This is a genomic window from Pseudomonas sp. LBUM1651 (assembly GCF_059716135.1).
Genome location: NZ_CP166805.1, coordinates 2,218,356 through 2,244,864 on the forward strand (window position 1 = coordinate 2,218,356; position 26,509 = coordinate 2,244,864).

21 protein-coding genes are annotated in these 26,509 nt (G+C 58.8%); 7 read left to right on the plus strand and 14 right to left on the minus strand.

From position 1 onward, the window contains the following. Window positions 1–26: 26 nt before the first annotated feature. The 6 genes from ACA066_RS10290 to ACA066_RS10315 form a co-directional block, all read right to left on the minus strand. Entirely contained in the window at window positions 27–374 is a 348-nt protein-coding gene (locus ACA066_RS10290) for a DUF6124 family protein (protein ID WP_497699095.1), read from the minus strand. Between the two features lie 349 nt (window positions 375–723). Further along, window positions 724–2,910 carry a lipase family protein gene (locus tag ACA066_RS10295; RefSeq protein ID WP_497699096.1) on the minus strand — a complete coding sequence of 729 codons (2,187 nt, stop codon included), beginning with the start codon at window positions 2,908–2,910 and terminating at the stop codon, window positions 724–726. An 11-nt stretch (window positions 2,911–2,921) separates the two neighbouring features. Next, window positions 2,922–3,713: a hypothetical protein gene (locus tag ACA066_RS10300; RefSeq protein WP_497699097.1), complete on the minus strand. Its 792-nt coding sequence runs from the start codon at window positions 3,711–3,713 to the stop codon at window positions 2,922–2,924. Between the two features lie 119 nt (window positions 3,714–3,832). Then, window positions 3,833–5,722 carry a hypothetical protein gene (locus ACA066_RS10305; protein WP_497699098.1) on the minus strand — a complete coding sequence of 630 codons (1,890 nt, stop codon included), beginning with the start codon at window positions 5,720–5,722 and terminating at the stop codon, window positions 3,833–3,835. A gap of 32 nt (window positions 5,723–5,754) precedes the next feature. After that, window positions 5,755–6,609, minus strand: coding sequence for a DUF4123 domain-containing protein (locus tag ACA066_RS10310; protein ID WP_497699099.1), 855 nt, complete (start codon window positions 6,607–6,609; stop codon window positions 5,755–5,757). Then, a complete protein-coding gene (locus ACA066_RS10315) occupies window positions 6,606–8,675 on the minus strand; it encodes a type VI secretion system Vgr family protein (protein ID WP_497699100.1) in 2,070 nt (689 codons plus the stop codon). The genes ACA066_RS10310 and ACA066_RS10315 overlap by 4 nt, the downstream gene beginning before the upstream one ends. Before the next feature lie 435 nt (window positions 8,676–9,110). On the opposite strand from ACA066_RS10315, the gene ACA066_RS10320 reads away from it, so the two are divergent. Next, complete coding sequence (locus ACA066_RS10320) at window positions 9,111–9,326, plus strand: TOBE domain-containing protein (protein WP_038983759.1); 216 nt, start codon at window positions 9,111–9,113, stop codon at window positions 9,324–9,326. Between the two features lie 65 nt (window positions 9,327–9,391). Here ACA066_RS10320 and ACA066_RS10325 read toward each other — a convergent pair whose 3' ends face one another. The 3 genes from ACA066_RS10325 to ACA066_RS10335 all read right to left on the minus strand — a co-directional run bounded on the left by ACA066_RS10325 (window position 9,392) and on the right by ACA066_RS10335 (window position 11,411). Further along, window positions 9,392–9,805: a VOC family protein gene (locus ACA066_RS10325; protein WP_497699101.1), complete on the minus strand. Its 414-nt coding sequence runs from the start codon at window positions 9,803–9,805 to the stop codon at window positions 9,392–9,394. Between the two features lie 165 nt (window positions 9,806–9,970). After that, window positions 9,971–10,573 carry a TetR/AcrR family transcriptional regulator gene (locus tag ACA066_RS10330; protein WP_497699102.1) on the minus strand — a complete coding sequence of 201 codons (603 nt, stop codon included), beginning with the start codon at window positions 10,571–10,573 and terminating at the stop codon, window positions 9,971–9,973. Beyond that, window positions 10,560–11,411, minus strand: a complete 852-nt coding sequence (locus ACA066_RS10335; RefSeq protein WP_497699103.1) for a 3-hydroxybutyryl-CoA dehydrogenase — start codon at window positions 11,409–11,411, stop codon at window positions 10,560–10,562. Before ACA066_RS10335 ends, ACA066_RS10330 begins: the two co-directional genes overlap by 14 nt. 168 nt (window positions 11,412–11,579) lie before the next feature. On the opposite strand from ACA066_RS10335, the gene ACA066_RS10340 reads away from it, so the two are divergent. From ACA066_RS10340 to ACA066_RS10350, 3 genes are all read left to right on the plus strand, one after another. Continuing rightward, window positions 11,580–12,608, plus strand: a complete 1,029-nt coding sequence (locus ACA066_RS10340) for an AraC family transcriptional regulator (RefSeq protein ID WP_497699104.1) — start codon at window positions 11,580–11,582, stop codon at window positions 12,606–12,608. A 170-nt stretch (window positions 12,609–12,778) separates the two neighbouring features. Further along, a complete protein-coding gene (locus tag ACA066_RS10345; protein WP_497699845.1) occupies window positions 12,779–13,375 on the plus strand; it encodes a DUF6338 family protein in 597 nt (198 codons plus the stop codon). Between the two features lie 162 nt (window positions 13,376–13,537). After that, on the plus strand, window positions 13,538–15,352 hold the full coding sequence (locus tag ACA066_RS10350) for an ABC transporter ATP-binding protein (RefSeq protein ID WP_497699105.1): 1,815 nt from the start codon (window positions 13,538–13,540) through the stop codon (window positions 15,350–15,352). A 3-nt stretch (window positions 15,353–15,355) separates the two neighbouring features. On the opposite strand, the gene ACA066_RS10355 is transcribed toward ACA066_RS10350, so the two are convergent. The 3 genes from ACA066_RS10355 to ACA066_RS10365 all read right to left on the minus strand — a co-directional run bounded on the left by ACA066_RS10355 (window position 15,356) and on the right by ACA066_RS10365 (window position 18,778). Further along, a complete protein-coding gene (locus ACA066_RS10355) occupies window positions 15,356–16,312 on the minus strand; it encodes an alpha/beta hydrolase (RefSeq protein WP_497699106.1) in 957 nt (318 codons plus the stop codon). Window positions 16,313–16,509: 197 nt separating this feature from the next. Further along, entirely contained in the window at window positions 16,510–17,508 is a 999-nt protein-coding gene (locus ACA066_RS10360) for an NAD(P)H-quinone oxidoreductase (protein ID WP_497699107.1), read from the minus strand. Between the two features lie 58 nt (window positions 17,509–17,566). Continuing rightward, window positions 17,567–18,778, minus strand: a complete 1,212-nt coding sequence (locus ACA066_RS10365) for a YbfB/YjiJ family MFS transporter (RefSeq protein WP_497699108.1) — start codon at window positions 18,776–18,778, stop codon at window positions 17,567–17,569. Window positions 18,779–18,890: 112 nt separating this feature from the next. Here ACA066_RS10365 and ACA066_RS10370 point away from each other — a divergent pair, with 112 nt between their 5' ends. Beyond that, window positions 18,891–19,766, plus strand: a complete 876-nt coding sequence (locus tag ACA066_RS10370) for a LysR family transcriptional regulator (RefSeq protein WP_497699109.1) — start codon at window positions 18,891–18,893, stop codon at window positions 19,764–19,766. Window positions 19,767–19,815: 49 nt separating this feature from the next. Here the strand turns inward: ACA066_RS10370 and ACA066_RS10375 are convergent, their stop codons facing one another. After that, window positions 19,816–20,538: a pirin family protein gene (locus ACA066_RS10375; protein ID WP_497699110.1), complete on the minus strand. Its 723-nt coding sequence runs from the start codon at window positions 20,536–20,538 to the stop codon at window positions 19,816–19,818. Window positions 20,539–20,861: 323 nt separating this feature from the next. Between ACA066_RS10375 and ACA066_RS10380 the strand changes: the two genes are divergently transcribed. Further along, a complete protein-coding gene (locus tag ACA066_RS10380; RefSeq protein ID WP_497699111.1) occupies window positions 20,862–21,812 on the plus strand; it encodes a GlxA family transcriptional regulator in 951 nt (316 codons plus the stop codon). A gap of 177 nt (window positions 21,813–21,989) precedes the next feature. After that, window positions 21,990–23,474: an ATP-binding protein gene (locus ACA066_RS10385; protein WP_497699112.1), complete on the plus strand. Its 1,485-nt coding sequence runs from the start codon at window positions 21,990–21,992 to the stop codon at window positions 23,472–23,474. On the opposite strand, the gene ACA066_RS10390 is transcribed toward ACA066_RS10385, so the two are convergent. Further along, window positions 23,439–26,243 (minus strand): ATP-binding protein, encoded by a 2,805-nt coding sequence (locus tag ACA066_RS10390; RefSeq protein WP_497699113.1) that lies wholly within the window; start codon window positions 26,241–26,243, stop codon window positions 23,439–23,441. The two genes, ACA066_RS10385 and ACA066_RS10390, sit on opposite strands and share 36 nt — an antisense overlap. Window positions 26,244–26,509: the final 266 nt, after the last annotated feature.

The following is a 26,509-nucleotide window of genomic DNA, read 5'->3' on the forward strand; positions in this document are numbered from 1 at the left end:
GCTTTTTCATGGGCGTTCAGGCTCGGCTATTTCGGGCTGTCGAGTTGATCCAGCGCCCGGTTTACGTCGAGTTCAGCCAGCATGATGATCTGAGCAATGCCCAACAGGGTATTGAGACTCGGCCCGTGCGTAAGGTCCGCCAGGTCCATGGTCATGACATGGGCTGATGCCAGTGATACGCAAGCGTGTCCCAAAAGGTCTTCGGTGTTGATGTGCGGATCGAGGATGTACATCGTGCTCGGTGTTCGTGGGGTGGCCCGGATGTCGGCGTGGGAGGGGATGCGGTCGGGGTCTTCGTGGCGTTTTTCCGGGTCGAAATTTTTGGAGGGGGATGTTGAATCGGTTTCTGGCGGATTGGGTGTTGGCTTAGGCATAGATGGAACTCCAGTACTGAATAAATGGAGCCATCACTTTCGCTACCAAACGAAGGGTGGTGGCCAGGCGCAGGTTGGTAGACCGGAGTACTGGAACCGGCGCCTCCGAAAAGGCCCTGCGCACGACCACCATAAAAGCCACGACCTGAACGGGCGTCAGCATAATGGAGCGTTGTACGCAGTACTCCGGGCTACCAAACCCGATCGCTGATTTTTTCAGCGACCGGCAAACGATAGAGCCCAGGCCCAAGGCGCACAAGCCGGCGGATTCTGGCGTACCCGTAGGCAATGACGCAAGGCGCTGTAGCTTTCGCGAAGTAACCGGCGAGGCTTTTAAACACGGGGGTGTTTAACAGATTGAATCGATATCCAGCGTGTACGGTGCCCCGATCGTGTGCCCATAGATCGAAGCCGTCAGCGCGTCCCCCTCAGGGTCTTCCGGCGCCATGGCCAACGGTTCCTTGACCTGGTTCTCAGGATGCGCCAGCCAGCGATCGATGTTTTTCATGAGCTCCTCTGGCTGTTCTGACAGCGATCCGTAAAGCGCTTGTGCGCTAATCCTCTGAGGATGAATGCTATCCAGGCGTGCGACGGTGGTCTCAATCCTGCTCTTTTCAAGGCCGAGTGCGCGGATGTTGTTCTCCTGGGTGCGAGCGTAAGCCTCCGAACGTCCTCTTAAGTCGCGTTCTATCGCCCGCAGGTCAGTGATGGCCTGTGCCAGTGAATCCTTGACCCACTTAAACTCGCTATCAGTGATCCGCGTACGTTTCTCGTCGTGCGCCTGCTTCCATCGCAGTAAAACCGCCCAGCATGCGGGAACGTAGCCACCGGTCATTGAATGATTCCCTGCCTGGAATATCTGCGCCAGCAATGGCGGCCGATCCGGTAGCCCGTTTTTCTGCTGAATCGCCAAGGAGCACGCTGCATGTTGGGTGATTGTGTCGCAACCGGGTTCCCACATGAACGCGGACTTTTTCCCACGCTCAATCTCTACCGGCATGAAGTGCTGCAACTTGCCATGGTGATTGTAGGGCTCACCCGTCCAGTTCGTGATGCCCGTAAAAAACACCGACATCCCGACCGGCACGTTAGCAAGCGTCAAAGCCAACCCCGTCGCGAAGACACCGGGCTTGGTGTCCATCCAGGTTCCCGGCACGCTCGGCACCGGGTCGTTGTGATTGACGACGCGGTGATGCACCAAGTCCTTCGCGCCCGTAACGAAGTTGGCATCGCCCGCGCGGGGGGCGCCGTAGGTGTAGAGCTGGAGGGTGTAGCCCTCAGTTCTGCGACGCAGCATTTCCGAAAGTATCAATGCCACCGCACCACCGAGACTATGGCCGCAAATGATGAGCTTCTGCCCGACATAGAATTTTTCAAGATAATTAACAACGAATTCGTAGGCTTTCTGCGCGGCTTCGTAAAAACCTCGGTGCACTTTGCGGTCTGTGGCTTCAAACGGCACTTGGAGTGCATCGGCATCGCGCAGTCCATCCGCGATAAGCTCGTAGGTGCCACGTACTGCGATCAAGATCAGTTCGTCGTTGTGGGTAATGAAGGCCTGGGTGTCGGTGGCCTTAGCACCAAGCGCTCTGTCATCAAGAAAGTGAATTTTCTCAGGATCTTCCTGATCGGCACTTTGATGAGGCTTGTTGACGTTATAAAGGTCTGGATCGAACGGCACGATTTCCAGTCGCTTGGAGTACGGAACATCCTCATACAGCGGGTAGAAAGCTTTGGTTTGCGATGCATCGACACGCCACAGCTCATCGGACTTCGCTAATGCATCTCCAAACCAGTTTCCAACGCTGGGTTGGAGAGGGAATGATACTGGACCTTTTTCGATGGGACGTTTTTCAGGTTTCATGCCAAACGGGCAGTAGCTAAGGGTAGCCATTAGCGCGAGCTGATAGAGATTCAACGCACAGAACTCGGGGGAGGTCGACAGCATTGGTTGCAGTGCTCGCAAAGGGCGAACTTCCAGTACCGTGTGTTTGAGTGGCATCAGGGCTACGCCGAGCTTCCCGAATTCACCCATGGTTTTCGCTCGGTTTGGGCTATGCGGATAATGACGATAGACCTCGGGTGGCAGGTGAGAAGCATGCTTGACCAAGTGACGTACTTCGACTTGGAAAAACTCATCCGCGCACGCTTGCGCGGGGTTTTCGCGGGGGCGGCTGGCGTCTGGGTTCAGGTATCGGGTTTGCTCGGCACGTACTTGGAGTTCGGTAATTTCGAGCGGGTAGTGTGGTCGTGCACTTAGATCTTTATATAGCTGATTAGCCCCCTGATACTTCTCATCAAACCTCAGTGAAATGGGCCCTGCGTATTGACTCTCAACTCTTGCGGTGCCTGTGGAGTCGAGATTTCCCGTGTATTTCTTCCCTTCTGAATCGGTAACAACGTAGCTCAATCCAGCGTAAGGCTCCCCACAGCCAATCTCGTTGACCAGTTGAAAGCTACTCCACTTACCTTGTACGGGGCAGGCAAGTACGCGATTACTCAACCGTGACTCCATTTCTTTTCCCAATGATGTCATGTTGAAATCTCCTATTCCGTGCAGCCGGGGTAGATAGTGCAGACGCGTCCGTCCACCATTTTGAAGGTGCTGAAATCGGTGTAATTGCCATCGCAATAAGCACGCTCGTCTTCAAAGCCTTTCCCCATACAGCGTTTCCATCCACCAGGCACCTTGACCCATGTATCTCCCCAGCCAGGTTTTTCCTCATCCGCCAACTTGATCATCATCTTCACGGTCTTACCTGGAAGCTGATCGAGGGTGTAAGCCGAAAAGGGATGGCCTCGGTCCAGCTCGCCCTTTGCATCAGCTGATTTGCAGTCAAGGATTTTGCGGAGGATGCGAGGCTTGCCTGAGGTGCGAAATAACCACTGACATTGACCATAAAAAGTACTTTCGCCGGCTTCGTTGAAGCTGCTTTTGTACTTTTCCTCCAACTCATTGGGGATTACGACTGTGGCGAAATCTCCACCGAAATCGCCTCGTTCTTTGCCGTAAGAGGAATTGATGTCTAGCTTGATGCGCGATATGACCAGCGGACAGCCGCTTACCGTCCGATACATGGCAATTTCAGAATTGGGTGTGTAACTTTCACGCCACTTCATGTTGTACCCGACGGCCGTATTCCTTCCCCCCGGCACCGTGCAGGTTTCATCTTTGGCCGGCACATACTCGGCGATTGCCTTATAGGCAAAGTTGGGCGGTAAATCGGCGGTGAAAGTGAATGTGTCCGTCTGTTGGGCGCAACTAGCAGACGCCGCGAGGGCGAATCCTAGGGCCGAAATTCTAAGCAGCGACTTCGTCTGTAAATTTGTTGGTGTCATAGGGTAACGTCCTTATTAGCGCCGCTCGGGCAGATGATTTGAGCCGAGCAGCTTTTCTTCCGACTTCTACAACGCGACGGCCCCCGCTGCCATAACAGCTGGAGGCGCGTCGTCCTGCTCTACCACGTCAGCGCTTTCGCAATCTCATTTGCCGCCGTTTCGGATTGGTCTCCTTCCATGATGGGCGCTCGCAATATCGACCGGTGCTTGTCGCGGGGCACGATCCAGAACACCATTTTTGTTGGGGTTTTCCCTTGGAAGGCCGCAATAGGCATCTCAGCGGATACGCCTTCGTCGTCCGGGAGTTTCGTTACTTCGAACTCCCATTTGCGGCCGGTTACCTGCGGCTTTTCATCACTGACCTTTTTGGAAAAATGATGCCCTGATTTTCCGACGTTTTTAGGCGAGAAATTTGTTTTGCGTACTTCTCCTGCAAGAAGTCGAAACTTCTTCGTCATGAAGGCGCGCAATAACGATTCAAGCTCATCTTCATTCGCCTGAGGCGAGCCCGCGGCAAAGCCGATTTGTGCATGCGTTTGCAGATCTTCGTAGAAGAAACGGTTTGCAGTGCCGAACCTCAATCGGTAGTCCCCTACACGCAAAGGGAGTTTGATGCCGTTCCTATTATGAACCAATGCATTCTCATCACCCGGGACACCCCAGTCGAGTGACTCGTCCTGCCAGTCAATTAGAGCGCGGTTCCAGACGATGGCGTCAGGATCTCTGCCCTGGCGATAGGCTAGATCTGCAGCGAAATCCAGCACCACTTCATAGAGTGTTCCAAAGTAAGAAACATACTCCCAGCCAGACAGGGCCAACCCAAGCGAGCTGCTGGCAGCGTCGAGGTCGCCGCGCCGGTACTGAGCCACGCCGAGGTAAGCGTTAACGCGAGCGATCTCCTCGGGAAAGAAGACATTCGGAAGTGCCTGTTCTGCCAGCTCGGCGGCCTTGGACCATCCTCCAGGGATCTTCCAGTGTGAATCCATGTCACGAATTTGCTCAGCCATTGTGCGTTCGCGGAACAGAGCTGGTGCGCTCGGCCACTTCAGCGCTGCGAATAGCTGGCGCAATTGCTCTGCTACCTGAGCCCTGTCCGGCGAATGGAAAGTCACATCGACATCCAGTTTCCAGTCGCCGTGTAGGGTTATCCAATGGGCACCGACGCATTTCTCCCTCTCGCATCCCCATTTCCTTTCTACTTTGACGGAAGGTAAACCGTCGAAGGGTAGATCGGGCATTGGCAAAGCAAACGCCGGTGCCGTGGGGAACTTCTTGTAGGATTCGACCCATTCCTGCCGTTGCGCTGGGCTCTGCTTGCGCTGTAGTTCCTCATAAGACAGGGATATCTCGGCGGTCAGTTCGCTGCCCTCCAAAATCTGTGTGTAGCGCGCATACGCTGCGTATTCCCGAAAATCCACTGGATCGAACTTCACCAGCTTCCACTGCCCCAGCATCAGTGGCATCGAGAAGTCAGCCAGCTTGTAGCGCAGACGCGGTTCGTCCGGCGCCAAGTGCCATGAATCTGGGTACGGGCTGGCGATCTCGAACAGCTTTTCTTGCAAGCGTGCCACCTCTGTTCTTTCGCCCGCAATCATGCTTGCCTCGATGGCCATGGCAAGCATTCGCAAGATGCTGGAATCGCGTCTGCCCGTTCTACCGAAGGACGCTGCTTTGAGTTCCCAGTAAGCAATCCGCTCTTCGGCTGCTTTACGTGTTTCGACGTATCTCCCCTGCTTGTGCAGGAGGTTGACGAGCAGGTCTCCAGCGTCGAGGTCCACGTAATTAAAGGTGTCACTCTCGCGGCCTGCCTCCATGGCTACGCGGGCCGTGATAGTGGCCTCGGCCCACGATCCCTCGTCGTTCAGGCGTTGTGCTTCGCGCAGTAGCTCTGTCGCGTTTGGTGGGATGGCTTGCACTTGCCCCGTCGGCGCCGCCCAGGTGGAGGTGCAGGTTGACAGCAAGACTGCGGCAATCAAGGAACAGCATCGGTTTCGTATTGAACTCTTCATGTTTTTCTCTCTGGTGTATGCCGGGAACCCACTCATATCGGCCCATCCCACTTCCAAAAATCGATCAACAATCGCACCCGCTCAAAATGCTCCACCGGACTCTCATCCCCCCGCACCTCCCACTGCGACGACAACGTAAAACCCGGCGCCTGCAAACTCTGAATCAACAGAAATTCCAACTGCTCCGGCTCCAACCAGCCCCACGCATCCGCCATGGCCAAGCGCTCACGCAACCACACGTCAGGGTCATGCTGTTCGGCGAGGTTGGCGTAGGCCTCAACATGCTCGGCCAGCAAGTACCGATGGGCGTTGAGCCGGCGAATTTCCGAGGCCTGCGGTTGGGGCAGGGGCGTGCGCAACCAGAGTGGGCTGTCCGGGACGGGGTACGTGCCGGGGGCAGGGTTTTGAGCTGTTTTCCAGGCTGTGCCGTCCCAGTAGCAGACGCTGATCGCCGGCCCAAGAAAGGCTGGATATTCTTCAAGCGGCAGGTGTTTCAGCGCTCGACTCAACACTCGGTTGTCGTGAAAGCGATACAGCGCCTGATAGGGACGCGTCCCGACAATCAATCGTTCTTGCCAGTGATTGACAAATCCGCGCAAGGCGCCTTTTTCCACGCTCGCGAGCCAGCCCCAATTGCGTTCTGGATGATCCAGCAGGCCGTCGAGGCGTCTGTCGCCGGACTGATCCAGCGTGAAAATAAATGGGCCGGCATCGGCCAGATTCGCGAGGGTTGTTCCGTTGTAGACGCTCAAATACTGCTCATGCCCGCTGGATTTCAACAACAGCTGACGGGTTTCGCGTTCGTTCTGCGAGTCCAGCACCAGGCACAGTTCATGGCCCGAGCGGCGCTGTTCGTTCATCCATTGGCGGGGGAGTGTGTTGATCATACGGCGGCTCCTTCCGTTGGGCAGACGCCATCTCGGCAGGCTTCGCAGATTGGGCAGAAGTCCGCCGCCAACGCGTTGCTTGCCGCCATCAGTGCGGGCTGGGAAGACGCGAGCATAGGCGGCAGTTCAGGTGGCACAGACAAGCCATCAACTGACCGAGGCGCAGCGACTGAGGCGGCAGACACGCGCATCGGAGCGCCACCGATCTGGAGTTCGCTGCTGCCGAATATTCCGCCGCCGCCTACCTGTAAATGTTCACCACCGGCTTCGATCGAGAACTTGGTCCTGGCCTTCAGAATGATTAGATCAGCCTCAATAACAACGGCCCGGCCAGCGCTAAAGGCCATCGTTTGATCAACGTGGGTATGACTGTTGCCGGCAACTTGCAGATAATCGTTGGCCTTGAGCTGCGTGTGCCGATCACCGGTGGTGGTGCGGTGTTCCGTGGCTTCCAGCACGGTAAAACTGTCGCCCCTGACGGTGGTGCGCAGCTCGTTGCCGACCTCCAGACGGCTGTCGTTTTCTATCCGCTGTTCCATGTCCCGCTGGGCGCGCAGGTAAATCAATTCCTGACCGGCACGGTCTTCAACGTGCAGTTCACTGAACCCCGTGCTGTCTGGCGAGCTGCGGGAGCGGAATACGCTGCGGGTTTTGTTGGCGGGTAATTCGTAGGGCACCGGGTTGGCGCTGTTGGGGAGGCACCCGATGATTTCGGGATGATCAGGGTCGCCTTCCTGAAAACTGACCTGGACCTCCATGCCTACTCTCGGCAAGGAGACGCCGCCAAAAGCATTGCCAGCCAGGAGGGAGGAGACCCGCAGCCAGCAACTGCTTTTATCGTCGTTGCGACCTTCGCGATCCCAAAAGAACTGCACCTTGACCCGACCGTAGTCGTCGCAGTGAATTTCCTCGCCTTTCGGGCCGGTGACAACGGCGCTTTGAACGCCGGCGATGCGCGGTTTGTTGTGGGTCAACGGCGAGCGGTAGATCACATCCCAAGGCGTGGCGAGGAATTCGTTCCGGTAACCCTGAAAGCTGTTTTCATCGCCGGTGCCGGTGTAGGCCGCGTACTGTTGCAGGACCTGAGGTTGCTCCCCTTCATGCTCGATTTCAGTCAACAACCACAGGTCGTTCCATTCTTCGTCTGGATGTTCGGACAGTGGCAGGAAGTGCCCGGAGAGTAGCGCCGGTTGATCGCTTTTACCCCGCGCCACACGGCACTCGGCGCCGTGACGCTCCTGTTCGCGTCGACTCAACAGCTTGCCGCGATCGCGCTGGGTAAAACGACCGGGGTACTGGTAATCCTCCAGATCCGGCTGAGTCCTGGAATTATCAGACCTGCTCTCGGCCTCCAGCAAAATCCGCGCTTTGTTGAAGTCATAATCGCGGCGAGTGGTGCGGCTGGTGCTGGCTTTCACTTGCACGTCAAAGTGGTTGACCACCGGCGTTTCGGCGACCATGCCATTGTTGTGTTTATAGCGTGTCGGACGGTCGAGCCTGGGAAACACAGTCTGGTCGTCGCCAAACACCATCACATGTTTTTCGCGGCTGTGCTGGAAGTGGTAGTGCAGGCCTTCTTCTTGACAGAGGCGTTCTATGAACTGGCGATCTGACTCCGCGTACTGAACGCAGTACTCGCGATCCGGGTAAACGCTGCCCAGTTGAAACTGGTGGAAGTCACGATGGATCCCGTGGTCTTCCAACACCTGCGCAATGATTTTCGGGACGGTCATTTGCTGAAAAATGCGGCAATTAATGCGGTGCTCCAGGTACGCCAACTGAGGCACCAGTGTCACGCTGTAGTGGGTCAGGCCATTTCCGAGACAGCCTTTGCTCACGCAATGAATTTGTCCGTGAATGCCATCGCCGGCGTCGTTAAAAGCGAGAAAGGCCAGTTTGTGCAACAGGTCGTTCTGATTCAGGTCCCGCCTGTCGCTGACCAGCTTGATCTCAAAGGCGTAAGGCTGGCTGATGACTTCCTTGCCGGTGAACCTGAGCACCTGAAGGTCATGTTGAAAGTCGTCGATCGTAAGGCTGAAACGGGCGTGGGGATTTGCGTTGAGCATCCAGGGTTCCTTTTCCTGTGGCGTGGCACAGGCTTCGGGACGTTGATGCAACGCTTGCGTATGACCCTCCATGGCCAACACAACAAAACGCCCCGGAGCCGGGTCAGTGCAACTTATCAGGGGTTAACAGGAATTGGCGTGAGGCGCCTTCGAAATTGAGCATTTCAGAGTTTTCCGACCCCGATTCCGAATTAATCCGTAGGAGCGGGCCTTGTCGGATGGCCGCTCAGCAGCGATGGCGTCGGCAAGATCGTCATCGCCGGCAAGCCGGGCTCCTACGGGTTTTACGTGGGCTGCACACAGGGCAAATGTCTTATATTCATAAAAGGTATAAATAGATAATTATATATTCCTTTTAATGTTAATCCGTGAGGTGCACTTTGAACGCCTGACCATCCGTTCGGATGCGTTCGACCTCACATAGGAAGCTTCAACATGACCATCAAAGCGATCAACGTCCGCAACCAGTTCAAGGGCGTCATCAAGGAAATCGTCGAAGGCGAAGTGGTCTCGGAAATCGATGTGCAAACCGCCTCCGGGATCGTCACCTCGGTGATCACGACGCGATCGGTGAGAGACCTTGAGTTGAAGGTGGGGAGCGAGGTGATCGCTTTCGTCAAATCCACCGAGGTCTCGATTGCGAAGCTGTGAAAAGGATTTTCGACGATTCGAGAAAGCCCAGCTTTTTCAGGTTGGGCTTTTTCACGCCTGGCACGTCACTGATCCTTTTCGCAATTGACCATCCACGACACGCCAAACCGGTCGATCAGCATCCCGAAACGTGCGGCCCAGAAGGTCGCTTCCAGCGGCATTTGCACGCTGCCGTCTTCGGCCAACGCGTTGAAGACTCGCTCCGCCTCGGCAATGCTGTCGACATTCAGTGAGACCGAACAACCGGCCATGTCATCCGTGGGGCGATCAGGTGTGGTATCCGACCCCATGATCGCCTGGTCGCCCACCGACAGGCGGGTATGAATGATCAGGTTGTGCAGGTCCGCCGGAAAGTGCTCGCGCGCCGGGCTTTCACCGAAGGTCATCATCATTTCGAGCTGGCCTTGCAGGGCTTGGGCATAGAAGGTGAACGCGGCTTTACAGTCGCCGTTGAAGATGAGGTAGGGATTGATTTTCATGTTTTACTCCCGGTGATAAAGGAGGCAGAGGGAGGCGCTATTCACCTCCGGCTCTGCGATGGTTGGGCTCCACCAGCAAAGCGTTAGAGGTGGTAATTCGCAACATTCGTTTAGATGTTTTTCCTATTGGACCGACGTGGCTTATGGCTTTGCGCAACTGCGCTTTCAGGCCGCTGCACGAGGTGCCAAGGGACGCAGCAAACGTTCGATAGCCCCACCCACAAGATTTTCCAGCATCTCAACCCGCTCATGTTCCTCCAGCGCCTGATGCGCCAGCCAGCTCGGCGCGCTGTTGAGCAGATTGGCGATAGCATGTGCGGCGGCACGTTGCGCCTGCTCGCTGAAGCGAGGCTTGGTACCGAGCATCAGCAGCAATTTGCGTTCGTACTGTTCGCGTAACTGCCGAACGCGTGCCTGCTGCTCATCATTCAGGCAACCGCTGTCGCGTTCCGCCAGACGGAAATGCCAGGGCATTTCCTGATGCAGATTCAGGTGTGCGCGGATCAGGTTTTGCAGTTTGTCGCGTTTCGCTGAAGTTTTTTGATCGATACGCCCAAGCGTCGACAGCAATTCTTCATAGAACTCCTCGATCAGGTCGAGCAGCAAGTGCTGCTTGCTGGGGTAATGGTGATACAACGAGCCCGGGGCGAGCCCCAGGCACGTCGCGAGCTCTCGCATGCCGACTTGACCGAAACCCTTGCTGGCAAACAGCTCCAGCACCTTGTCCCGGTACTCGGCGAAACGTGAACAACGCTCAGGCATAGGCATGGAAGCCGCGCCCCGTTTTGCGTCCCAGGTAGCCGGCGGCAACCATTTCCTTGAGCAGTGGCGCGGGGCGATATTTGCTGTCGTTGAAACCGTCGTAGAAGGCTTCGAGAATCGCCAGTACGGTGTCCAGGCCGATCAGGTCCGCCAGCGCCAGCGGGCCGATCGGCTGGTTGCAACCCAGGCGCATGCCGGCATCGATGTCATCGGCACTGGCCAGGCCTTCCTGAAACACCAGAATCGCTTCGTTGATCATCGGCACCAGAATCCGGTTGACCACAAAACCCGGACGGTTGCCGGCGGTGATCGCGGTTTTGCCCAGGGTAGTGGCCATGTCCAGCGCCAGCGCGTGGGTTGCGTCGCTGGTTTGCAGGCCGCGAATCACTTCGATCAGGCCCATCACCGGCACCGGGTTGAAGAAGTGCAGGCCGATGAAACGCTCAGGCTCGCTGACGCTGGCGGCAAGCTGGGTGATGGACAGCGACGACGTGTTGGAGGCGATCACACACTCGGTGCTGACCTGCGCGGCGATCTGTTGCAGCACGCGCAGTTTCAGGTCGAGGTTTTCGGTGGCGGCTTCGATGACCAGTTGCGCGTTCTGCAGGCTGCTGTAATCGGTGCTGGTGCGGATCTTGTCGAGGGCGGCGAGCTTTTGCTCCTGGGTCAGCGTGTCCTTGCTGACCTGTCTGTCGAGGTTTTTACCGACGGTCGCGAGTGCCTTTTGCAAAGCGCTCTCGGAGATGTCGATCAAGGTCACATTGAAGCCAGCCAGGGCACAGACTTGCGCGATGCCATTGCCCATGGTGCCAGCGCCGATTACGCCAATGTTTTGCAGATTCATGTAACAAGTCCTTCCGATCAAACCCTTCGATACCTTGGCCGAGGCAACGGCCGAAGGCGTACCATTGGCCGCGAGTCTAGAACCGGCGGGACGGTTGTCCTATGCCGAAACTGTTCAACGGTGCTGGTGTTTTTTGCCATTCGGGTGATTGGGGAGCAAAGCGTTCAGATGCGGGAAAAGGACTCGGTAGCCGCCTACTTCGTGCAGGCGATGATCCATGGGCTGGGGGACAATCCGCAGCGACAGCGGGCTGCGCTGGAACAGGCAGGTATCGATCCGGCGTTGATCGAACAGCCCGTGGCGCGGGTGCCGGCCAGTGCATTTGCCGCACTTTGGTTGATCCAGATCCGCGAGCTCGACGACGAGTTCTTCCGGCTCGATTCCCACGGCATGCCGCCGGGCAGCTTCGCCCTGATTTGCCGCGCCTTGATTCAGGAGCCCGATCTGCACAAAGCCCTGCGCCAGTGCCTGAGCAACTTTTCGCTGTTCCTTCGCGACTTTCGCGGCACGCTGACGGTACGCGGCAAACGTGCGGTCATCAGCCTGGATACCTGCGCGCAGAACGATGAAGTTGCGCGTTTGGGCGAAGAGACGTTTCTGGTGCTGATGATCAGCCTGCTGTGCTGGCTGGGCGGTCGGAGAATCCCCATCGATCGCGCGGATTTTCGTCATGAGCGCGTGGCCCTCAGCGATGACCGTTTACTCTGGGGTCCCAACCTGACCTTCGGCGCCGAGCGCACCGAAATCGAATTCGCCAGCCACTACCTGCGCTTGCCGGTGGTTCAGGACCTCGCTTCGCTGAAAGTGTTTCTGCGCACCGCGCCGCAATGGCTGGTGATCCGCTTCCGCAACCAGCATGGCCTGGCGTCGCAGGTCCATCAGCGTTTGCGCAACAGTCATTACAGCCAGTGGCCGACCTTGCAGGCATTTGCCCTGGAGCAACACCTCAGTCCCAGCACCTTTCGCCGCAAGCTGGAGCGGGAGGGGTGTTCGTATCAGGAGATCAAGGACGAAGTGCGACGCGGCGTGGCGTTTGAACAGTTGCGTCAAAGCAAGGCCAGCATTGGTGACATTGCCGAGCAGCTGGGTTTTCAGGAACCGAGTGCGTTTCATCGGGCGTTCAAGAAGTGGACGGGGGAGAGTCCGGGGCGGTATCGGGCGCGGTTTCAGGAACACATGACGTCGGATCTGGATTGAGTTTTTGTCCAGTTTTTCTTTGTTATATGTAGGAGGATTTTCCGCTTGTAGTACCGCTTGTAGTCCTGAAATCTCTTGTGACGACCGTCCTTCTCCAATGGATGACACAGGCCGTTGAGGTGCTGTATTTATTTGCTCCAGCTCGAACTTTTCAATGGATTGGAAACGGCATGGATGGCTTGGTCAAGGAAGTGATTCCGTTACTTCAGTATTTGCTCCCGGGGTTTTTGGCTGCCTGGATTTTTTACTCACTTACGGCATTCAAACGGCCGGACACATTTGGGCAGATAGTCCAGGCGCTGATTTTTACCTTTGTGATCCAGTCGCTGGTTGTCGGTTTGGGAGCGTTGCTGCTTTTAACGGGGGAGCACCTTTTTTCAATTGGCGCCTGGGACAAAAAATCGGAGGCTTTATGGTCAGCGGTGATTGCCGTGGTGATGGGATTTCTTTCGTGCCACGTCGCGAACAGCGACAAGCTTCATGCGTTACTCAGGAAGCTGGAAATTACCACTCAAAAATCTTTCCCTTGCGAATGGTACAGTGCTTTTTCATCGAGACAGGGCTTCGTAATACTGCATTTGATTGGAGGAAAACGCTTGTTTGGCTGGCCAAGCGAATGGCCATCGGAGCCTGCAAACGGACAGTTTGTTCTCGAGTTCCCTCGCTGGATTGATAACGACGGCAATCCGATACCTGGCAGGGCCAGGGCCCTTGTTATTGATGCATCAAAAGTGCAGTGGGTCGAATTCGCACAAACAATAGGGTGATCAAATGACATGCAAAATGCCTACCGAAATGCCGCCTGAGTTGAGGCGATTAATGGAGGAATGGGATAAAGGTGGTCCTCCTCCCCCCGGGCTAGTGATTCCAATCGGGCCTCCACCTTCAAGAAGAGAGTTTCAGAGACCGCGCAAGCGCAACAGATAAACATGCCTGCGAGCCTTTCCCGCGTCACCTCATTGCTCGACCAGGCCAGACGCGCCTTGCTCCTTGTCTGGGGAACATCTCGCGGGTTGTTTCTGGGCCTGGTGCTGGCAACCCTGATCGCTGGCATGCTCCCGGCGCTGGCCGCCTGGCTGGGGCAGCGCATCGTCGATGCCGTGGTGTTCGCCATGCAGTTGCACGCGCAGCAGGGCAGTGCGCCGTTATGGCCCGTCGTGCGTTACGTGCTGTTCGAGGCGGGTGTGCTCGCGTTGCTTTCCGGGACTCAGCGGGCGCTGTCGGTGCAGCAGTCGCTGTTGCGGGTGCAGTTGGGACAGAAGGTCAACACGATGATTCTGGAGAAGGCCCAGACGTTGTCGTTGGTACAGTTCGAAAATTCGGAGTTTTACGACAAACTGGTTCGGGTGCGTCGCGAGGCATCGACCCGACCATTGGCGCTGGTGATGAAGTCGCTGGGGCTGATCCAGAACCTGATCGTGCTGATCAGCTTCGGTGTGTTGCTGGTGCATTTTTCGCCATGGGCGCTGGTGCTGTTGGTGGTCGGCGCACTGCCGGTATTTTTTGCCGAAGCGCATTTCTCCGGTGACGCTTTCAGGCTGTTCACCCGCCGTGCGCCGGAGAGTCGGCAGCAGAACTACATCGAGACGCTGCTCTCCCACGAGGCCTACATCAAAGAGGTCAAGCTGTTCGGTTTCGCGCCGCTGCTGTTGAAGCGGTATCGCGAGACGTTCGCGCGACTCTACGCCGAGGACCGCCGGTTGACCTTGCGCCGGGATGGCTGGGGTTTTGTGCTGGGGTTGCTGGGCACGTGGGCGTTTTACCTGGCCTACGCATGGGTGGTGGTTGACACCGTTCACGGCAGTATCAGCCTCGGCCAGATGACCATGTACCTGGTGCTGTTCAAGCAGGGTCAGACCGCGGTGAGCAGCAGCTTGAGTGCCATCAGTGGTCTTTACGAGGATGGCCTGTACCTGTCGAGCCTTTATGAATACCTGGCTGAACCCGTCGTCGCGGATGCCGGGCATCTCATCGAGGGGGCGCTGCCCGGCGATGGTTTGCGGTTCGAGAACGTTGGGTTCCGCTATCCGGGCGCGAGCCGCGCGGCGCTGGAGGGCATCGATCTGCACCTCGTGCCGGGGCACAGTGTGGCGCTGGTGGGGGAGAACGGTTCAGGCAAGACCACGCTCATCAAATTGCTGACCCGTCTCTACCGTCCCGATCAGGGCCGCATTCTATTGGACGGCAGCGATTTGCAGGCGTGGGAAGAAGGCGCACTGCGTCGGCGTATTGGTGTGATTTTTCAGGATTACATCCGTTACCAGTTCTCCGTGGGTGAGAACATTGGTGTCGGTGATACGTTGGCGTTCAACGATGAACAACGTTGGCAGGCGGCCGCCGCCGAGGGCATGGCCGCGCCTTTCATCGAGCGTCTGGATCGCGGCTATGCCACGCAATTGGGCCGCTGGTTTGCCGGCGGGCAGGAGCTGTCCGGCGGGCAATGGCAGAAGATCGCCTTGTCCCGCGCTTACATGCGCCGTGATGCCGACATACTGATTCTGGATGAGCCGACTTCAGCCCTTGACCCAGCGGCGGAAGCGGCGGTGTTCGAGCATTTCAGCGAGCACACCGAAGGTCGCATGACGCTGCTGATTTCCCACCGGTTTTCCAGTGTGCGCAATGCCGACCACATCATTGTGCTGGATCAGGGTGCGATCCTTGAGCGCGGCGACCACGACGGTCTGGTGGCGGCGGGCGGGCGTTACGCGCAGTTGTTCAACCTGCAGGCGCAAGGTTATCGATAGCCGTCAGGAGTCCTGAGTACCGCGATTTAGCGCCGGCCCGGCCATCTGCGGCGGTTTTGCCTTCATCAAGCCTTCAAGTGCCTGGCGATACTGGGTGCCGCCCAGGCTCATGCTGTTGTTGTGCGTACCACCCGGCACCAGCAGCAGGCGTTTGGGTTCGCTGGCGGCATTGAACAACTGCTGGCTGAATCGCGAGGGCATGAACGCGTCGGCCAGGCCATGGACCACCAGCAGCGGCATATCGATGTCGACGATCTTGTCGATGGAATCGAATTTCTGCGACAGCAACCAGCGCACGGGCAGCCATTTCACCGGCAGGTTGCTTTCGGCCACCTGCGCCACGGCATCGCCCAGCGAAGTGAAGGTGGACTCGATGACCAGACCGCGCACCGGAACGGCAATGTGGTCTTTTTTCGCCTGTGCGGCCAGGTCAGCCGCCAGGTCGATGGCCACGGCGCCGCCGAGGGAATGGCCGTAGATCAGGCGCTTGCTGGCGTCGGGTTGCATCGTCTTGAAACGTTCCCAGGCGGCTCGGGCGTCTTCATACACGCTGGCCTCCGAGGGCAGGTCACCTTTGCTCTGACCAAAACCGCGGTAGTCGATGGCCAGCACTGAATAGCCCATGGCGCGCAATTGCTCGATGCGAAATGCCTGACCTGTCAGATTCCAGCGCACCCCATGCAGATAGAGAATCGATGGTGCATCCCGACGCGCGGCGGGCCACCACCAGGCATGCAGGTTTTGTCCGCCTTTGAAGCTTGCGGACTTGATGTCGAATTCCTGAACGTCCTTTGGCAAGCCGCGATACCAGCCGGCGGTGCCCGGCTCGATACGAAACAGCAGCTCGCGTTCCGTGTGCTCAAGCACCCCGCAACTCACGGGCAGACCGACAATCAGCGCGGCCATGCACAGCAAGGGCAGCCAGCGTCGGCGAAGACGTGTGAGCAGGAAGGAAGGCATGAGTCGGTCTACCGGTAAAATAAAACTGAAGTCGGTTTTTAACAGAAGTGCACCGGCGACGGGAACATTTTCGACAATCGTTCACCCATCCCTGTAGGAGCAGAGCTTGCTCGCGAATGCGGAGTGTCAGGCAACGGAAATGTTGAATGACACACTGCATTCGCGAGCAAGCTTGCTCCTACAAAGGGTTGGTGTTGTTAATCCACCCGCAACACAATCTTGCCAATGTGTTCGCCACCCTCCATCCGCGCATGAGCCTGTGCCGCATCAGCCAGTGGATAGACCTTGTCGATCATCGGCAGGCAACGCCCGGCAGCCAATACCGGCCAGACATACTCGCGCAGTTGCTCGGCGATCGAGGCTTTTTCTTCGCGGGTACGCGAGCGCATCAGTGAGCCGGTGATCGTCGCACGTTTGCTCATGATCGCCATCAGGTCGACGTCTTTGGCGTGGGCGCCGCCGAGAAAGCCCAGCATCACCAGTCGACCCTCCATGCCCAGGGCCGAGATGTTCGAGTTCAGGTACGAGCCGCCCATGATGTCGAGGATCACATTGACGCCCTTGCCGGCGGTTTTTTCCTGAATCACCTGGACGAAATCCTGGTCGCGGTAGTTGATCGCCTCCGCGCCCAGCTTGCGGATCGCCGCGCACTTTTCCTCACTGCCTGCCGTGGCGAATGCCTTGACGCCGAACTCGCGACACAACATCAAGGCCGTCGTGCCGATGCCGCTGGTGCCGCCGTGAATCAATGCTCGCTGGCCTTTGCTGGCGCCACCCATGTCGAACAGATTCGCCCACACCGTGAAGAACGTTTCCGGGACCGCCGCCGCTTGCACCCAATCCATGCCTTGAGGAATCGGCAGTGTCTGGCTGGCCGGTGCGACGCAGTATTGTGCGTAGCCGCCGCCGTTGGTCAGTGCGCAGACGTTGTCGCCGACGATGAATTCGCTGACGTCTTTACCGACCGCCACCACTTCGCCGGCCACTTCCAGGCCTGGGATCGGGCTCATGCCGGGTTTCATCGGGTACTTGCCGGCCCGTTGAATCACGTCGGGGCGATTGACCCCGGCGGCGTGCACGCGAATCAACACCTCGCCCACACCGGCGGTGGGGGCCGCTTCCTGGCGCGGCTTCAACACCTCGGGGCCGCCGGGTTCGGTGATTTCAATCAGGGTCATGGTTTGGGGCAGATTCATGGGCGCGTCCTGTCTGGAAGGTGTTCAGTAAATGGGACCACATCAAGGTGGCAGTGACTCAGTTCAATACCGGTTGCAGCCGATCATGACGGTTCAGCAGGCGCATGCCGGGTTCCAGCAGCAGCGCCACGACAATGGCTCCCGCCGCGATGATGAACAACAACGCGTGATGCCCGCCGCTGGCATTGAACAACGCCGAATAGGCAAACCCGGCAATCGCCTGGAACGTAGCGAACGACACGGTGGCGCGACTCCAGGCGATTTGTTGCTGGTGATGCTGCGGGATCAGTTCGTGAACCCGTGCCAGCGCCAGCGGCACGATGCCCGGCGGGAACGAGCCAAGGATCACTGCCAGCGAGGCCAGCGCGGTAAATGAGCTGGAAATCGACAGCAGACCAACGGCAATTGCCTGCACCACCAGCACCAGGCGAATGCTCAGCCGTGCGCCCAGTTTGTCGGCCAGAAAGCCGTAGCTTACCGGCCCGATAATCGCGCCGACACCGTACATCACCCAAATCAGCGCACCAACATGCGACCCGGCACCGAGCCCGCGGGCGACGTAATCCACCAGAAACACCATGGCGGGCACGAGCCCGGCCGCCATGAACGCGTACTGGGCAAACAACAGATAAACCCGCGGATCGGTCGGCGCACCGGATTCGTCGCCAGACGGCGTGACAGTTGCAGGGTGTGCAGCTGACGGCCAACCGAACCAGCTTGCGGCGGTCAGCAACAGCGCCAGCAAACCGAGACCGAACCAGGTGTTCTGCAAACCCAGGCTCAGCAGCGGCGGAACAATCGTTCCCGATCCGGCAATGCCCAAACCGATGCCCAGAAAAATCGCACCGCTGGCCAATCCTCGGCGGGCGACCGGCACATGCGGCAGCACGGTCGCGGCGACCAGCACCATGATCGCGCCACCGGCGATGCCCGACAGCAGGCGCCAGCCGAAGAACCAGCTCACCGACAGCGGAAAGCCGCAGGCGAAAAACGACAGCGTCACCGCCAGCATCATCAGGCGCAGCGCGCTTTTGTTGGAGGTGCGGCGGGCCAGTGGATGGCCGATCAGTGCGCCGATCAGGTAGCCAACGAGGTTGGCGGCACCGAGGTACACCACGTCGCTGGCGGAAAACCAGTGCGCCTGGATCAACGAAGGAATCAACGGCGTGTAGGCAAACCGCGCCAGGCCGATGCTGACCAGGCTGGCGCAAAGACCGGCGAATATCGGCAGCCATATCGCGCTGCGCGGGGTGGTTGATGTGCTGAGCATGGGGGCTGTCCTGTAGGTTTATCTCTGGTGCCCAGCTTATCCAGATTTGTTGATTCAATAACGCAGCGAGTTTGCGCTATCGTGATGCATATATGCATCAGTGGAGGTCCGTATGAATTGGGATGACGCACGGGTATTTCTGGCGGTTTGCCGGGAATCGACGCTACGCGGCGCAGCGCGGGTGCTGGGTGTCGATCAGGCCACCGTCGGCCGGCGAATCACGGCGCTGGAAAAGTCCTTGAGTGCGACGCTGTTTCTGCGCACCTCCGAGGGGTACGCGCTGACCGCCGTTGGCGAAGCCGCATTGAAGGCCGTGGAAAAAATGGAGCATTCGGCGCTGGAACTGGAACGACAGATTCAAGGGCTTGATGATCGACTTACGGGCACCGTTCGGGTCAGCACCACGGACTCCATGGCCGTCGACTTCCTGATCCCGGCCATTGCCCGCTTGCATGAGCAACATCCTGACGTGCGGGTGCAACTGGACGCTTCGACGCAAATTATCAGCCTGTCGAAACGCGAAGCCGACATCGCTGTGCGTAACACCCGGCCGGACAACCCGGACCTGATCGCCCGGCGCATTGCGCGTTGGCCGGTGGGGCTGTTTGCTTCCAGAGACTATGTGGACGCCCACGGCGTGCCGGCGCCGGGTTCAGCGTTCGAGGGGCATGATCTGGTGGTGTATCAGCCGTATTTGCAGGGCCACAAGGACATGACGCTGGTCTCGGAACCGCTGGGGCGCGGGCGCATCGTCTCGAGCTTGAGTTCCGGCCTGCTGGTGCGCCGAGCCATTGCCGCCGGGATCGGACTGGGGGAAATTCCGGTGTACATGGGGGAGAGGGACGGGCTGGTCAGGCTGTGGCCGGAGCGCACGCGACCGGTGCCGTATGACGTGTGGCTGGTGACCCACGAGGACTTGCGGCATACCGCCAGGGTACGTGCGGTCATCGATGAGATTGTTGCGGTGTTTTCGGGGACGGGCGAGTAAGGCAAAAAGATCGCAGCCTCGCTGCGATCTTTTGATTTTCCAATCAGCGTTATGGCATTTCCGGCAATTCCTGAGGACGCAGGTCAAACACCAACACTTCGGCATCGACGCCATTGCTCAAGCTCAGCAGCTGTTCATCCCGAACCCGCACGCCATCGCCTTCCTGCAATGACATGCCGTTGAGTTCCACACTGCCGCGAGCCACATGCACATAGGCATACCGATTGGCGGCCAGTTCCAGGGTGGCGGACTCCTTGCCGTCGATCAGCCCGGCATACACCCGTGCATCCTGGCGCACCTTCAGTGAGCCGTTTTTCCCCTCGGGGGAGATGATCAGTTGCAGGCGGCCGCGTTTCTTCTGCGTGCTGAAGTGCTCTTGCTGATAGCGCGGTTTGGCGCCGCTGACGTCCGGCACAATCCAGATTTGCAGGAAGTGCACGCCACGGGTGGCCGAGTGGTTGTACTCGCTGTGCGCCACGCCGCTGCCGGCGCTCATCAATTGCACGTCACCGGGGCGGATCACCGAGCCTGTGCCCAGGGTGTCCTTGTGTTCCAGGGCACCTTCGAGCACATAGGAGAAAATCTCCATGTCGCGGTGCGGGTGCTGGCCAAAGCCTTTGCCGGCGGCGACGCGGTCATCGTTGATCACCAGCAGGTCGGAAAAACCCTGCTCTTTGGGGTTGCGGTAGTTGGCGAAGGAAAAGGTATGGAACGACTTCAACCAACCGTGATTGGCCGCGCCGCGATCGGAAGCTTTGCGAAGGGTCAGCATGATGAAATCTCCTGTTGGGACGTTGATTCGTCCGAGTGAGGAGAAGGTTAATGTTTATCGGTTGGTGCAATAAGTAGATGAAAATTGAAATACTGTCTCTGTAAGGTTGACAATATAAATCGGCTGTTAATGCCACACTTGGCGATAATGCACAGCACCACTTGATGCCGTGCGCGTCCCCTGTAGGAGCCGAGCTTGCTCGCGATAGCGGTGTATCAGCCGATATTGTGGGCGCTGATACACCGCTATTGCGAGCAAGCTCGGCTCCTACAGGGTTTGGTGTTTAGCCAGTAATCCTTTTTTGATCTCAGTGATTTTGAACCATGAAAACTGTAGCAATGGTGCTGTTTCCCGACTTTCTCCTGCTCGACATGGCCGGGCCAATGGAGGTGTTTTCCATCGCCAATCGCTACCTGGCTCCGACGGAGCGCTATGAGTTGTCGACCATCGGCACCGAACTCGGGGCATTGCGTGCGTCCAACGGCGTCAGCGTTCACCCCGACGTGCACATCGATCAGGCGGATCAAGCGTATGACCTGTTGCTGGTGCCCGGCGGTCCCGGTGCCTACAACGAAAAGCACCCGCCGTTACTCGACTGGCTTCAAAACGCCGTCAGCCGCGCAGGCCGCTATGGCTCGATTTGCACCGGCGCATTTGTGCTCGGGCACGCCGGTCTGCTCGACGGTTATCGCGTCACCACCCACTGGCATTACACCGAACGGCTGATCAAGGCCTTCCCGAAGGCGACGGTGGAGACCGACCGGATTTACGTGCAGGACCGCAACCTCATCACCTCCGGCGGCGTCACGGCCGGCATCGACCTCGCGTTGTCAGTCGTCGCCGAAGACCACGGCAAGAAAGTCGCCCAAGACGTGGCCAAGGTGTTGCTGGTGGTGATGAAGCGCCAGGGCGGTCAGGCGCAATTCAGTCCGTTGATGGCCGCTGTCGCGCCCCATGAAACGCCTGTGACCCGAGTTCAGAACTATATGCTTGAGCATCTGGATGAGGCGTTCAGCATCGAACGTATGGCGGGCTTGGCCACTATGAGTCCACGTCATTTCGCCAGGGTGTTCGCCCGGGAAGTGAACATGACCCCGATGGAATTTCTGCAAAGCGCCCGCATCGACTGCGCCAGGAATCTCCTGGAAACCACTGACTTGCCGCTCAAGACCGTGGCGTTCAAAAGTGGCTTCGGCAGTGTGCGGCACATGCGGTTTTTGTTCAGTGAAAAGCTTGGGTTGACGCCGACCCTGTATCGGGAACAGTCGAGCTAGAGCCTGCTTGTCCGTCTTGCGCACCGTGATGGCCGTGACGCTCCCATCGTCGCAGTTGTACCGTTACCGAGGCCTGCCAAGATACCGTTGAACTCTTTGCAATGGAGGTGCGGGAGCCTGGCGCGCGATGGATGTGCAGTCCTTCGAGCCGTCCCGGGTTTGCGCACGTGAACGTGCATGAACAGCATTACTAATTTGAACAGCGATGCGGTGCTGCAATTCGGCCCCTTCGCACTCCACCTGCGGCAACGGTTGATCCTGGACGGTGACCGGCCGCTGCGCATGGGCGGGCGGGCCCTGGATATCCTGCAGGTGCTGGTCCAGCGCGCAGGCACTGTCGTCAGCAAGGACGAACTGATCGCGCTCGTCTGGCCGACTTCGGTGGTCGAGGAAATCAACCTGCGCGTGCACATCGCTGCGCTGCGTCGCGCCTTGGGCGACGGACAGGACGGGCAGCGCTATATCGTCAACATTCCCCAACGTGGCTACAGCTTTATCGCGGCGGTGCAACGAGTGCCAGCGTGTTCTCTGGCGTCGATCGAGACCGCTCAAAAACTTCAACACAATCTGCACGTGCGACTCACGCCGGTCACCGGTCGCGACTCGATCGTCGGCAGCCTGGTCCGGCAATTGCCGGTTCGACGCTTCATGACCCTGGTGGGTCCCGGTGGCATCGGCAAGACCACCGTGGCGCTGCGTGTGGCCGAACTGCTTTTACAGCACTATCAGGATGGCGTCTGGCTGGTCGATCTCGCGGCAATCGATGATCCGGCGCTGGTGGTCGATCAACTGACCCGGGCGCTTGAACTGGAGGTCGGGACGACACTCGATACGTTAAAGCAGCGCCATGCTTTGTTGGTGCTGGACAATTGCGAGCACCTGCACGAACGCTGCCGCACGTTGGTCGAGGACCTGCTGAAATCCGCATCGCGACTGTCGATCCTGGTTACCAGTCGAGAGCCGCTCAACGCGCAGGGGGAATCGGTCCAGCGTTTGCCACCACTGGCGGTGCCGCCGGCGTCGGCATTGCACAGTGTGGCCGAGGCCATGGGCTATCCGGCGGTGCAACTGTTCGTCAGTCGCGCCCGTGCCCGTCAGCAAGGGTTTGCCCTGCGCGAACAGGACCTCAAGGCTGTGGGCGAAATCTGTCGCCGCCTCGATGGAATACCGTTGGCCATCGAGCTGGCGGCCGCGCAAATCGACGCGTTGGCGCTGGTGGGCGTGCAAGCCCAACTCGACAACTGTTTTCAGCTTCTGAGCCACGGCCGGCGCACCGCCGTGCCCCGCCATCAAACCCTTAAAGCGGCGCTGGACTGGAGCTATGAGCACCTGAGTCCGCTGGAGCAAACCGTGTTGCAGCGTCTGGCGGTATTCAAAATGGCCTTTACACTGGATGCGGCGATCGGCGTGCTCGGATGCGCGGCGCTGTTGCCCGGCCGTGTGGTTGAGGTGGTGGAAAGCCTGGCGCTCAAATCGCTGCTGTCGCTGGAGAAGGGCGGTGGACTGAACCGATACCGCTTCCTCAACACCACGCGCGCCTACGCCCTCGAAAAACTTGAACACAGCGGTGAGCTGCGTACCTTTGAAATGCGTTACGTCCGCTACATCAGCCGGGCGCGCTGGACATCAAGCGGGCAGGTGGCTCTGCAACTCGTCGAGTAACCGGCGCACCTTGGTCAGGTCCGGTGTGGCAAAACCTTCAGTGAACCGGTGGTAGATCGGCGCCAGCAGCGTATGGGCTTGCCGGTGCCGGCCCTGTCGCTGCCAAAGCTGTGCCAGTGAAGTGGCGCTACGCAATTCCCAGGCAAGGGCGCCCTGGTGTTTTGCCACGTTCAAGGCCCGAATCAGCACGGCTTCGGCTGCTTCGGTTTTCAACGGGCAACCTTGCGCCAACAGTGCATCAGCCCTGGCTCGGAGGATTTCCGCCGTGCTCCAGCCGGCCGTGCCGGTGTCTGCCCGTTGCAATAAGGTGTCATCGACGAAGCCGGTGTCCAGCGTGACCATGATGTCCTTGATCAGCCCCACGCCCGGCAGAAGGGACGAGCGAACCTCGGCGTGGTCGATCACCTGGGCGTAGTGCAGGGCCCAGGTGTAGAACAGCAGTACCGAGTGTTTTTGCGCTTGTTCCAGCAGCAAGCGCAAGAGTTCGCGAGCGGTGCGGGTGTCGCCGTTGTAGTGAGCGATCAGGCAACTGGCCAGCGCCAGGGTGTAGCAGATGGAGGTGCCGTGGTTGATCTGCAGCGCAATGTCCAGTGCCTGTCGGGCAGTGCGCCAGGCTTGTTCCGGTTGACCCTGCAACCAAAGGATGCGCGCCAGAATGGTCAGGGCAGCGACGCTCTGGTCGTATTGCACGCCAAAACCGTGGGTGAAGCGGTTGAGATGTCCGCTCTGGGCCATGCGCTGAAGAACCTGTTCGGCATTCAACCGCGCCTGTGGCTGGTCCCCGGCAAAGTGCAGCGCCAGCACCCGCAAACGGTGGGTGCTGAGGGACAACACCGGATCGCCGTGCAGGCCCAACCGATCGAACTGCTGGCTCTGCTCGAGGGCCGTTTGATAGTGGGCGCAACAGAGGTTGACCGCCATGTGCCCGGACACGGCTCGCAGTTGACCGGCCAGGTCGTTGCACTGTCTGGCCAGGGTTCTGGCACTGACAAAGGCTTCAACGGTCTCCGCCGTGCCACCCTGGGTGTGATAGCACGAGCTGCCGAGGGCCAGCTTGAGGGCCATTTTCAGCCGAGGGCAAGGCTCGGGCGCGGCGTCCAGCAGGACCAGCGCCTTGCGCACGTACACGCCGTGCTCCCTGAGCAGCGACAATTCCTGCCACAGCGGAGCAGACGCCGCAGCGAGGCGGATCGCCAATGTTTGCGGCCCTTGCGCGTTCAATCCCCAGTCGAGTGCAGAACGAATGTCTTCCAGACTGCGGGCATATCGCTCGATCCACGTGCACGTCTGGACCGCCTCCCATTCGTGCTGGGCCTGATGCATCAAGGCCAGGCAGCGTTCGACGTGACGTTTGCGGGTGTCGGGCAGGTCGTCATCCTGGTCGAGTTTTTCCAGCGCATAACTACGGGTCGTGTCGAGCAGACGGTAAAACACCTCTTCATCACCGACCTCAACGTTCAACAGCGATTTGGCCACCAGTTGTGTGATCGATCCAAACACCTCACGGGGTTCGATGTGTTCGCCGACGATCACCGCCGCTGCGGACTCCAGTGTGAAACCGCCCCTGAACACACCCAGTCGGCGCAGGCAGATTTGCTCACAGGGGCTGAGCAGTTCGAAGCTCCAGTCCAGCGTGGCGCGCAGGGTTTGATGCCGGCCCAAGGTGGTCTGACAGCCTTGAGTGAGCAGGCGAAAACTGCCCTGCAGTTGCGTCAGCAATCCGCTCAATCCGAGGCTGTTGACTTGCGCGGCCGCCAGTTCGATCGCCAGTGGAATGCCGTCCAGGCGCCGGCAGATTTCAATCGCCAGCGGCAGTTCGTCATCGGTCAGTTCGAAACTGTCGTGGCTGGCCATCGCCCGCTCGACAAACAGCTGCAGGGCCGAAAACGTCAGGGCCTGAGCGCGGTCGAGCACGGCGATGGGCGGGGGGCAGTCCAGTGACTCAAGGCGCTGGACGAATTCCCCTTCGGCCCGCAGGCACTCGCGGCTCGTGGCCAGAATGTGCACCTCGGGCGCGGCGCGCAGGAGGCTTTCACTCAGCAAGGCGATGGCGTCGATCAGGTGTTCGCAGTTATCGATCACCAACAACATTTGCCGATCGCGCAAAAACGTCGCGAGACCGCTCATGGGTTCGGCGCCGTGCAAGGACAATTCGAGCAAGGTCGCCAGATGCGCGGTGATCATCGCCGGGTCGTTGATCGGTGCCAGATCCAGCAGGCGAATGCCGTCCCGGTAACGCCCGATCAGTTGCTCGGCGACGCGCAGGGCCACGGTGGTCTTGCCGATCCCGCCGGGACCGACCAGGGTGATGAATCGCTGGCGTGACAGCTGGCCCACCAGGCTGTCGACGAGGGTCTGACGCCCGATCATGCGGGTTCGACGCACCGGCAGGTTGTGGCCGCTCGGCGTCGGTGTCTGACTCGCCGCGGGTTGCTCGATGTACTCCAGCGAATACGGTGCGACAAAGCTGTAGCCGCGCTGGGCCACGGTGACAATGTAACGCTGGCCGGCCTGACCATCGCCCAGAGCCTTGCGTAATGCCGCCATGTGCACCCGCAGGTTGATGTCTTCGACGACGCTTTTGGGCCAGACCCTGGCGATCAGTTCCTGTTTGCTGACCACATTCCCGGCGTGCTCCAGAAGGATCAACAGAATGTCCATGGCACGCCGGCCCAGACGCAGGGGATGACCGGCCTCCATCACCAGGCGTTGGCCGGGATAGATCCGGTAGGGGCCGAAATGGATGGCCTGTGCGGGGGAAAGGGTCAACGGGTCACTCCTGTTTGCAACCGTCTGGTATGCGGTTTTCGAGCATAGTCGTCAGGTTTGTTGATCAGTGCAATGCGCTGTGCAGCGACTTCCGTGTGTTCGTCTGGCCTGGCAGTTTCCCGTCTCTGTTCGTGGGTTCCGTATTTATTGGTCGCGGCACTCGAAAAGGTGTCGCCGGGGCTTTTGGCGCGCCAGGGAAAATTAACAACGTTTAACTCGTGCTGCGTCTGGTCTACGCCCAAAACTCTGGGTCTTCAACTCCCACC